The organism is Aliidiomarina sp. (assembly GCF_047920995.1).
GTDB lineage: Bacteria > Pseudomonadota > Gammaproteobacteria > Enterobacterales > Alteromonadaceae > Aliidiomarina.
Window position 1 is genome coordinate 25,954 of record NZ_JBLRWZ010000025.1, and the last position, 10,945, is coordinate 36,898.

General features: G+C 44.8%; 11 protein-coding genes. All 11 read right to left on the bottom strand.

Annotation, left to right across the window (positions count from 1 at the left end; genetic code table 11):
• Positions 1-6: 6 nt before the first annotated feature.
• The 11 genes from ACNA7P_RS08030 to ACNA7P_RS08080 all read right to left on the bottom strand — a co-directional run bounded on the left by ACNA7P_RS08030 (position 7) and on the right by ACNA7P_RS08080 (position 10,726).
• Positions 7-1,881 carry an aminotransferase class V-fold PLP-dependent enzyme gene (locus tag ACNA7P_RS08030; RefSeq protein ID WP_416258102.1) on the bottom strand — a complete coding sequence of 625 codons (1,875 nt, stop codon included), beginning with the start codon at positions 1,879-1,881 and terminating at the stop codon, positions 7-9.
• A 70-nt stretch (positions 1,882-1,951) separates the two neighbouring features.
• Positions 1,952-2,182: a (Na+)-NQR maturation NqrM gene (nqrM, locus tag ACNA7P_RS08035; protein WP_416258103.1), complete on the bottom strand. Its 231-nt coding sequence runs from the start codon at positions 2,180-2,182 to the stop codon at positions 1,952-1,954.
• A gap of 186 nt (positions 2,183-2,368) precedes the next feature.
• A complete protein-coding gene (gene nqrF / locus ACNA7P_RS08040; protein WP_416258104.1) occupies positions 2,369-3,595 on the bottom strand; it encodes an NADH:ubiquinone reductase (Na(+)-transporting) subunit F in 1,227 nt (408 codons plus the stop codon).
• A gap of 43 nt (positions 3,596-3,638) precedes the next feature.
• A complete protein-coding gene (gene nqrE, locus ACNA7P_RS08045; protein WP_416258105.1) occupies positions 3,639-4,247 on the bottom strand; it encodes an NADH:ubiquinone reductase (Na(+)-transporting) subunit E in 609 nt (202 codons plus the stop codon).
• A 5-nt stretch (positions 4,248-4,252) separates the two neighbouring features.
• A complete protein-coding gene (locus tag ACNA7P_RS08050; protein ID WP_416258106.1) occupies positions 4,253-4,885 on the bottom strand; it encodes an NADH:ubiquinone reductase (Na(+)-transporting) subunit D in 633 nt (210 codons plus the stop codon).
• Positions 4,885-5,640 carry a Na(+)-translocating NADH-quinone reductase subunit C gene (locus ACNA7P_RS08055; protein WP_416258107.1) on the bottom strand — a complete coding sequence of 252 codons (756 nt, stop codon included), beginning with the start codon at positions 5,638-5,640 and terminating at the stop codon, positions 4,885-4,887. Before ACNA7P_RS08055 ends, ACNA7P_RS08050 begins: the two co-directional genes overlap by 1 nt.
• Complete coding sequence (locus tag ACNA7P_RS08060) at positions 5,630-6,856, bottom strand: NADH:ubiquinone reductase (Na(+)-transporting) subunit B (RefSeq protein WP_416258113.1); 1,227 nt, start codon at positions 6,854-6,856, stop codon at positions 5,630-5,632. The genes ACNA7P_RS08055 and ACNA7P_RS08060 overlap by 11 nt, the downstream gene beginning before the upstream one ends.
• A 2-nt stretch (positions 6,857-6,858) precedes the next feature.
• Positions 6,859-8,199, bottom strand: a complete 1,341-nt coding sequence (locus ACNA7P_RS08065) for a Na(+)-translocating NADH-quinone reductase subunit A (protein ID WP_416258108.1) — start codon at positions 8,197-8,199, stop codon at positions 6,859-6,861.
• A 300-nt stretch (positions 8,200-8,499) separates the two neighbouring features.
• On the bottom strand, positions 8,500-9,675 hold the full coding sequence (gene fabV, locus ACNA7P_RS08070; RefSeq protein ID WP_416258109.1) for an enoyl-ACP reductase FabV: 1,176 nt from the start codon (positions 9,673-9,675) through the stop codon (positions 8,500-8,502).
• An 82-nt stretch (positions 9,676-9,757) separates the two neighbouring features.
• Complete coding sequence (locus ACNA7P_RS08075) at positions 9,758-10,078, bottom strand: BolA family protein (RefSeq protein WP_416258110.1); 321 nt, start codon at positions 10,076-10,078, stop codon at positions 9,758-9,760.
• Positions 10,079-10,156: 78 nt separating this feature from the next.
• Entirely contained in the window at positions 10,157-10,726 is a 570-nt protein-coding gene (locus tag ACNA7P_RS08080; RefSeq protein WP_416258111.1) for an alpha-ketoglutarate-dependent dioxygenase AlkB family protein, read from the bottom strand.
• Between the last annotated feature and the right edge of the window lie 219 nt (positions 10,727-10,945).

The following is a 10,945-nucleotide window of genomic DNA, read 5'->3' on the forward strand; positions in this document are numbered from 1 at the left end:
TCATCGTTAGGATGAGGGAGTGCTTAAGCTAGTAGCTATATCGGTTGCACCTTGTGCACATGAGATTAATTTGGGGCCTCCCGCTGCGGTGGTGAGGCCTGCTACAGTTACACTTCTGCCGCCCGAACGGCATACTGTTACGAGTGGTTGGCTGCTTTCTGGCGCAGCTGGATAGCCAACTGTGAGCGCAAACTCACACCACTTTGCCCGAGGCACTATTAGTGTTTCACCGTGCAACGCTGGAATTTCTTGCATGCTTGATTCCAAGTGCTCCCGAACATCAATGAACTGTGCGCCCATGGCGATCGATTCTGCTGCCGATGCAGTGACAACGTTATGATATACATTATTGGCCAGAATAACCCCGGTTCGATTGAATTCAAGATGACGCCCAGTGATTAAATGCAGAACAGAAAAGTGTCCTTGCTCGCGAATATCAACTTGATAATCACCCACTTCATGCGTGCCTAAACCAAGAGTTTGCTGCTGCCATGAAGCAGTAGGAAAATGTTTGCTTAACCAATTATCGAACCCGCTATCCGCATGTTTGCTATCTGCGTAGAACTTACCCAATAAATACAATGTTTGTGTAGGCTTATCAGCGATTACTGCAAGGCCGCTTTGAGTTGGCGCTGGTACCACTAAGCCGCTCAGCATTGGCGCCTGGCTCGCAGCTAAACGCGCCGCCATACCTCTAATCCGCTGCACAGCTTGCTCTATATACTGAGAATCAGTAGCCGGGCCAAACGATAAACGAATTGCGCCCTCCGCTTGCCATGTGGGCAAACCCATCGCATCTAATACAAAACTCTTCGGCCTACCTGCGCTGCATGCTGAACCGGCGCTTACGCGAATTCCTGCGGCATCAAACATCGAAATAAGCTCGCCGGAACTATAGCCAGGAACGGAAAAATTAACCGTAGTGGGCAAACTCTCGGGGTAAGGCTGGTTTAGCACCAACGCAGGAAAAAGTTCTCTTAACGCAGCTAATATCTGCTCCCGATAGTGCGCAAGCTGAACCATATCATGCAGTGGGCTGTTGCAATTATCGAGTAGCCAATTAAAAATCACCCCAAATGCGGCTATACCTGCTACATTCTCGGTGCCGCCACGCTCACCGTACTCTTGCCCTCCACCTACCTGCATAGGTGTAAACGGGGCGGAATTGCGCACATAAAGGCAACCTACACCTTTTGGCCCATACAGCTTATGCGCGGAGAACGTGGCGTAATCTATCTTTAAGGTGCTTAAATCTACACTCACTTTACCGAGTATCTGCACGCCATCAACCAGCCAAGGTACAAACCTATTAGCCCGCGCCACAAACTGTTCTCGAATCGCTGCAATCTTCGCTAAATTGTGCACCACTCCCGTTTCATTGTTCGCCCCCATGGTGCAAAGTATCAACGCTCTATCCATATGCTCTTGAATGAATGCGAGCGATAAAGCTCCCGATTCATCCACCGGTACTGCCACCATTTGAGCATTAACACCAAGTACGGTATTCCAATGCTTGAGTGCTTCCGGTATTGCCTTATGCTCGGTAGCACCATAAAGCAGCACTTGATCACTCAGTTGTTTACCCGCGTGCGGTATCAATGCAGATAGAACAGCATTATTGATACCTTCTGTTGCGCCACTATTGAAAATAAAGCGCCCTTCACTTCCATTTAATAGCTTTGATGCCAAGGAACGGGTATTGGCTAAGATGCTTTTTGGTGTAAGGCCAGCCATATGTGGGCTACTCGGATTACCAAAGTTTTCCATTGAAACTTGCTGCATTACAGCTGCTACGTCCGGTAAAACTGGTGTTGTTGCATTTGCATCTAAAAACACTTCTGGAACGCAAAAAGCCTTCACATCAACCTCATTAATTTGCATAAGTTATATCGTTTTATTATATCGATTTGCAGGCAATAAAAAAGGCGCTAAGCGCCTATTTTATATGAAATCAATGAATTCGGTTTTGTTGCCAACTCTTTTCTTTCTCTTTCCGCTCTGCTTCAGCCATTCGTGCCTTCTTGTCATCACACGGGTCATCACAATCACAGGCTTTTTCCATACCTAGCGCGCCGATTCCACCGCAGCTTCCAGCAATGGATTTGCGTTGCACGATAAAACCAATCGCCATACCGGCAATTACCACAAGCATCAATATAAAGGCTAGAATCAAGGTTTCCATTACTACTTACCTCTCTCGCACAACGGCTAACAAATGAGCATCCATTATAGCGCTTTTCCAAAAGCGTTTCACCGTTGATTCACTACCGTAACCCTATTTCTATTAAATAACACTAAAAAAAATGGCCCGTTCTTTCGAGCGGACCATTTTATGTAACATGCTTACCAATATGGTTTACTACGGCTATTAGCCACCGAAATCATCTAGCATGATGTTCTCGTCTTCAACACCTAAATCTTTCAGCATGTTGATTACGGCTGCATTCATCACCGGTGGACCACACATATAAAACTCGCAATCCTCTGGCGCTGGATGATCTTTCAAATAGTTCTCATACAGAACATTATGAATGAAACCAGTATCACCGCTCCAATTATCTTCTGGAGTTGGATCTGAAAGTGCTACATGCCAATCGAAATTCTCGTTTTCTTCCGCAAGCATATCGAAATCTTCAACATAGAACATTTCACGCCTCGAACGAGCACCATACCAGAACGACATCTTCCGCTTAGTATTAATTCTACGCAATTGATCGAAGATATGTGAGCGCATTGGCGCCATACCCGCACCACCGCCGATAAATACCATTTCAGCTTCAGTTTCCTTCGCGTAGAACTCACCAAATGGTCCAGATATCGTTGCCTTGTCACCTGCCTTCAAGCTGAAGATGTAAGAAGACATCTGCCCAGGAGGTAAGGTCATATCACTTGGTGGAGGCGTAGCAATACGCACATTCAACATAATGATGCCGAACTCTTCTGGGTAATTAGCCATTGAGTATGCGCGAATTACTTCTTCGTCAACTTTTGATTCCAAGTTGAAGAAACCAAAACGCTCCCAATCACCGCGGTATTCTTCGGCAACTTCAAAGTCTTTGAATTTCACATGATGAGCAGGCGCTTCAATTTGAATATAACCACCAGCACGGAAAGGTACTGATTCACTATCTGGAATCTCAAGTACCAATTCCTTGATGAAGGTAGCAACGTTGTCGTTAGAGCGAACGGTACAATCCCATTTTTTGATCCCGAATACTTCTTCTTCGAGTTCAATTTTCATGTTCTGTTTAACGTTAACCTGACATGACAAACGCGCGCCTTTGCGAGCTTCACCACGGCTAATATGATCACGCTCAGTAGGCAGGATATCACCACCGCCCTCTTTGATATGTACGATACACTGACCGCACGAACCACCGCCACCACAGGCTGATGATACGAAGATACCGGCATTCGCAAGCGCGCCGAGCAATTTCGTACCAGGCTGCGTTGTGATCGTTTTTTCTGCATCGTCATTGATAACGATTTGGACGTCACCAGAAGGTACTAATTTTGATTTTGCAAAAATAATTACAGCAACCAAAACTAATACAATAATGGTGAACATGCCCACGCCAAGATATATTTCTTGCATCGACTTGTTCCTTATATTCCCACTACTTCTTTAAACTGAGGGGTTACAGGGATACGCCGGAGAACGACATAAAGCCCAAACCAATCAAACCTGTGCTGATAAAGGTAATTCCTAAGCCGCGAAGGCCGTCAGGAATATCCGCATATTTCAGCTTCTCGCGAACTGCCGCTAATAACGTAATAGCTAGAGCCCAGCCAACACCACTACCAATACCGTAAACGATACTTTCGGTGAAATTGTAATCGCGCTCCACCATGAACAAAACACCACCGAAAATTGCACAGTTAACAGTAATCAACGGCAAGAAAATGCCTAATGCGTTGTAAAGTGATGGTAAGTACTTATCGAGGGTCATTTCCAAGATTTGTACTAATGCTGCGATGATACCGATAAAGGTAAGGAATCGCAGGAAGCTCAAATCTGCATCTGGAAAACCGGCCCATGATAGCGAACCCGGCGACAATACAAAGGTATTCACAACATTACTTACTGGCACCGAAATACCTAGTACAACAACTACTGCAACACCTAAACCTATAGCAGTGGTTACTTTTTTCGATACGGCTAGGAATGTACACATTCCTAAGAAGAATGATAATGCGAGGTTCTCAATGAACACCGCACGGACGAACATGCTGATATAGTGTTCCATGAACCTTACTCCTTCGCTTCAACTTGTTCTGTACGGAAAGTGCGTAGCACCCAGATAAATCCACCAATAATGAAGAACGCACTTGGTGGTAACACCAACAAGCCTACTGGTGTATACCAGCCGCCTTCAGTAACTAGAGGCATAATCTGCATACCGAACAAACTACCTGAACCAAATAGTTCACGGAAGAATGCAACGGTTAGCAATACGATCGAATAACCCAAGCCATTGCCTAAACCATCCAAAAATGCCATTCCCGGCTTTTCTTTCATGGCAAAAGCTTCCGCACGACCCATTACAATACAGTTGGTAATAATCAAGCCAACGAATACTGATAGCTCTTGAGCAATTTCGTACGCAAAAGCTTTCAGTAATTGGTCAACAACAATTACCAAGCTCGCAATAATGGTCATTTGCACGATAATCCGAACACTCGAAGGAATATGATTCCGAATGATTGAAATCGATACGTTCGACAACACAAGTACAAACGTAAGTGCAATACACATTACCAAAGTATTTTCGAGTTTAGATGTTACTGCTAACGCAGAACAAACTCCTAAAATTTGCAGAGCGATCGGGTTGTTCGCAAAGATCGGCCCAAAAAGCACCTGCTTCATTTCTTTAGCGCTAGCCATTAAATTGCTCCCTCTTCTCTCAGTTTGGTTAAGAATGAGCCATATGCTTTGCCGCTCAACCAGAACTGGAAGGTATTATCTACGCCGTTACTGGTGATGGTAGCGCCTGAAAGGGCATCCACTTCATTATCAGAACTAGCGCCTTTTACTACGCGAATAGCAACGTCGCCATCGTTATCAACAGCTTTTTTACCTTCGAAGCGGCTTTTCCAGCGTGGGTTTTGAATCTCACCACCCAAGCCAGGAGTTTCCGAGTGTTCATAAAAGTTCAAGCCTCTAATGGTTTGCGCATCGCTCTCTAACGCCAAGAACGCATACATCATGCCCCATAAACCAGCACCGCGAACTTCCAGAACATATGATTGCAATTCACCGTTTTCGTCGTTCACTGCAAACACTGGTAATTCATTACGCATATTGCGAACACCGGCTACATCGCCTTCGCCTACGGATTGTGCACGTACATCTGCAAGTGCATTTTCCATTGCAATCATCGAGCTATGCGCAGTAACTTCACCGGTTTCACGGTTGTAAGTAAACACTTGCACTCGCTCAGCAAACACCGTTTCCGCTCCTCGCCCTGCAAAGTCAACACCCGCCGCAGAAAGGATATTACCTTGTTTGGCTAGCGCAGCATTCGCTTCCTGACGCTCTTTTAAGCCTACCGCTGAGCCTGCTACGATAATGGAGCAAACTAAACACAGAAGGATAATAACGGTAAACGTTTTACCAATTGTATCGTTCTTAGTTGCCATGACGTAATGCCCTCCGCTTCACGTTTGCCTGTACTACAAAGTGGTCAAACAACGGTGCAAACACGTTCGCGAATAAAATCGCTAGCATAATGCCTTCTGGGAATGCTGGGTTAATAACCCGAATCATCACCGTCATGAAACCAATCAGGATTCCATATGCCCATTTGCCTCGGTTAGTAAACGATGCCGAAACAGGGTCAGTAGCCATAAAGAACATACCGAACGCAAAGCCACCAATTACCATATGCCAGTACCAAGGCATCGCAAACATCGCGTTGGTATCACTACCAATAAAGTTCAGTAAGCCTGAGAACGCCACCATACCAATGAACACACCACCAACGATGCGCCAAGAGGCGATACGGAAGTAAATCAACGCCAAGCCACCGATTAAGATAGCAATAGTGGATACTTCACCTACCGAGCCAGGAATGCGGCCGATAAATGCATCTAACCAGCTCCAAGTGTTGTGTACGGTGTTCGTAATTTCGTCGTAACGTAAATCACCATTAAACGCTTCGCTTAACAACGTTGCCCCTGAGTGGCCATCTACCGCTGTCCACACTTGGTCACCGGAAATCGCCGCTGGGAACGAGAAGTATAGGAATGCACGGCCAGTTAATGCAGGGTTCAAGAAGTTTCGGCCAGTACCACCGAAGATTTCTTTACCAATAACAATACCAAACGTAATACCTAAAGCTACTTGCCATAATGGAATGGTTGCCGGAAGGATTAGCGCAAACAGCACTGAAGTTACGAAGAAGCCTTCATTCACCTCATGTTTACGAATAGAAGCAAATAATACTTCCCAGAAGCCACCTACAACAAAGGTAACCGCATAAATCGGCAGGAAGAAACACGCTCCATACCACATCATGGTTCCCCAGCCTGCATCTGCGGTGAACTCACCGCCTAGCATCTGGAACAAGCTAACTTGCCATACATCAGCTAGTTGCAAGCCATCAGCTAATGCTAATGACGCCTGGAAACCCACGTTGTACATACCATAAAACATCGCAGGGAAGGTCATCATCCATACGAAGATCATAATACGTTTTAAATCAACATTATCGCGAACGTGAGTGCTACCTTTGTTTGTTTTCCCTGGTGTATAAAGAACGGTTGCTACTGCTTCATACAGTGCATACCACTTCTCATGCTTACCACCTTCTTCAAACTGCGGCTCAATACGCTCAATATAATTCTTTAAGCTCATCATTAGCCCTCTTTCTCAATCGTGGTAAGGCAATTACGCAGAAGAGGTCCGAAATCAATTTTGCCTGGGCACACATAGGTACACAGTGCTAAATCTTCTTCATCTAACTCTAAACAGCCTAATGCCTGTGCGCTTTCGATATCACCAGCACACAAATCACGTAACAGCAGAGTTGGAATAATATCCAACGGCATTACACGCTCATAATTTCCAATTGGAACCATAGCTCGATCAGAGCCATTGGTTGAAGCAGTCATATTGAACTGCTTCCTTGCATTAAGATGGCCTAAATATGCACGAGTGATAGAGTGCATTTCTTTACCCGGCCAGATCCAACCGAACAAGTGCTTTTCATCGCCTTCTTCCAGAGCCGACACCTGATTATGGAACCGTCCAAGGTAAGCATGAGGACCTGAAGCTTTATGGCCGTTCAACACCGAACCAGAAACCACACGCTGTTTGCCTTCAACTAGCTCACCAGCAGTAAGTTCGTTTAAGTTGGCACCTAGCCGAGTGCGAAGTAAGCGTGGATTTTTCACACCCGGGCCACCAAGCGCAACTACGCGATCAGTGAAAATTTCACCAGTTGTAAATAATTTACCAATCGCAATCACGTCTTGATGATTCAGGTGCCAAACATGAAACTTCATATCCACGCCTTCAAGGAAATGAATGTGCGTGCCCACATTTCCGGCAGGATGAGCGCCTTTAAACGTTTCATGTGTTACAGGAGCTGAATCGAAGTCTATGTCTGCATTCGGAGCAGTACAAACATAAAGTTTGCCTTCAGTTAAACGGCTAATTACTTTCAAGCCATTACTGAAATCTTTGGCGTGCTCTTGAATAACAATCAATGGGTCTGCAGCTAATGGATTTGTATCCATCGCGTTTACAAAGATCGCTTTCGGCTCAGAATCAAGAGCCGGAGACCGTGAGTAAGGACGTGTACGTAAGGCTGTCCACAAACCCGACTCAACAAGATTCTGTTGAACGTTTTCGCGGCTCAATTGCAATAATTTGCCTTCATCATATTTGTCGAATGTGATTTGCTCATCGCCATCAATCTCTATCACCACAGATTGAAGCACTCGCCGAGCACCACGATTGATTTCTTTAACTACACCTGCAGCAGGAGCAGTGAATTTTACACCCGGATTCTTTTTATCTTCAAAAAGAACCTGTCCTTTCTTAACACGGTCATCGACCTGCACGGACATAGTAGGGCGCATACCCACATACTCTTCACCAAGCGTAGCAACGGATGTGATGGCTGGGCCATCTTCAATGATTTGTTGTGGAGCACCCGCTATAGGGAGATCCAAACCTTTCTTTATCGTAATCATACGCGTTTGCACTACTCAATTTAGGGAAGATTGAAAGCTAAATTCGTGTTTCAACTGTATCTTTTGCCGTAAAAGAACCGAATAACTGTATAGATTCAAGGTGTTACAACAAAAGATGACGTTCTAGCCGAGGTAAACTCGGTTTTTAACTAGTTACCCTGTAACTTCCAGCGCTATATTCTACATATTTTTCATAAAACAGGCCATGCCAATCGTAAAATTTAATTGGCATGAAACCTGTTAAAACCAACTAAAGTCTAGTTGAAATAGAATAAATTGCGTTTACTCTGTTTACTTACGTTACCAAGCTACTTGAGGTTCAACGTCTGCGTTATAATCAACGCCTTCAATACCAAAGCCAAACAGCCTTAAGAATTCTTGATGATATCCTTCATAGTCAGCTAATTCGTGGAAGTTTTCTTGAGTAACCTGATCCCATAGCGCTTCTATCTTCGCCTGTGTTTTCTCGTTGGTTTCAAAACCATCCATGCGCAAGCGATGCGCTTCATCAAGTTTCGGGTTGTCGTGATATAAGCCTTCAGTGAACAGGCGATATATCTGCTCGATACAACCTTCATGAGTACCTTCTTCCTTCATTACTCCGTAGATCAAGGAAATATATAAAGGCATTACCGGTATCGCCGAACTGGCTTGAGTAACTAAGGCCTTCAGCGAGGAAACATAAGCTTTCAGGTTAATATCCTGATAACTCGTGCGCAGAGCTGTTGCCGCTCGATCTAAATCTTCTTTCGCTCGGCCAATAGTTGCATGCCCATAAATTGGCCAGGTCAGCTTCTTGCCGATGTAGGTGTACGCTGTTGTTTGGCAATCGTCAGCTAATACGCCGGCATTATGCAGTTGCGCAACCCAACGTTCCCAATCTTCACCGCCCATCACTTTGATGGTTTGGGCGATATCATCTTCGGTGGCAGGCTCAAGAGTAATATCGTGAACCTTATCTTTATCAGTATCATACGTTTTCGTAGTATAGGTATCACCGATAGGTTTCAGAGTGGAGCTATATACATCACCCGTCACTGGATCTTTCCGTTTCGGGGAGGCAAGGCTATACACCACTAGATCCACTTGGCCAAGATCGTCTTTAATACGCTGAATCGTATCCGCTTTAATTTCATCCGAGAACGCATCACCGTTAATAGTGTGGTAATACAAACCATCCTTTTTCGCTTGCGCGTGAAACGCAGCGGTATTGTACCAACCCGCTGTACCAGTTTTACGTTCTGTTGGCTCTTTCTCAAAACATACACCCAACGTTTTTGCGCCCGAGCCATATGCCGCCGATATGCGAGATGCTAGTCCGTAACCTGTTGATGCGCCGATTACTAGAACACGTTTCGGGCCATCTATTTTAGGTTGGCTCTTAATATATTCTATTTGCTGACGAACATTTTCAGCGCACCCTACTGGATGAGCATTTGTACAGATAAAACCGCGAATCTTAGGATGAATTACCATTAACGTATTCCTATTTTTATAACGTTATTAATATGTCTAGTTTAACTTATTAACTCCACCTGACAGATCAGATGTGCAGCATTTAACCTATTTTACTGCCGCCTCGACAGTTCGGTGAATCTGGCGAAACTCCAGCTTTCGAATTCCATTCTGTTGGCGTATAGGTGTGTAACGCTAGAGCGTGAACCCCACCGTTTAACTCAGCCGACAAGGTACTATTAACTAAGCGATGCCGCTGCAACAAACGTTTATCTATAAAGTTTGCGCATACAATGGTTACTTTGAAATGCGTTTCGCGCAGCTGGCCGCCTCCATGCATATGGCTTTCATCTAGTATCTCAAGATAATCGGGGCTAAACGTTTTAATAAGTTTAGATTCAATGGTTGAATACGTTGTTGACATTACCACCTCCTATTCAAGGTGAGCAGTATAACCGATTTACGTTCCCACTGCGTAACCCCCAAAAGCACAAAGGGCGAACTATGCAACGATATTTCGAAAGGTTAGGTTGATTCTAGGAGCTGAACAGCGTTTCCGTTGGGGTAATTGATGCACCCAATTATCCTGAGTAACGCCTGCCATGATTAATAAACTGCCATCAGCTAACTCAATATCGAATCTTTGTTTTGAAACACGATGCTTTAGCTGAAATGTTCTTTCCGCCCCCAAACTAATACTAGCTATAGTTGGCTGAACGCCTAGCTCTCTTTCGTTATCAGCATGCCAACCCATTCTATCATTACCATCACGATACAAGTTCAGCAGTACAGAGTTAAAGTGCATCCCCTGCTCTTCTAATAGCCCTTTCAAATACAGCAAAGTTGCAGTCCACGGTTGTGGCGTTAAAGTTTTTCCAGAATACCTGTACTTCGCTTTAGGCTCTCCGTGCCAAGACTGCAAGCGAGGGATCTTGTGAAGATTACCGAAGAGAAATACTTCACCCTCTTGCCAGTCAATCTCATTCAATAACACTGAAAACATCTTTCGTGCGCTGGGTTTATCAAGCCATGTGGGAATATACTCAATTTTTGCGTCAGGAAGCTGCAACATTAGAAATAGCCATTACGTTATCAATATTGTTCTTGGTAATACTAACATTGATCGGAAATAGATTTAGCAAAATGGAACGTATTAACAAGCGCGAGCAGTAATTTGAAGTGGATATACACAACCAACTCAGCCAGAACCCACAAACGAAAAAACCCCAGCCGTTAAGCTGGGGTTCTCGTCGTATTAGGAGCCTGGCGGTGTCCTACTCTCACATGGGGA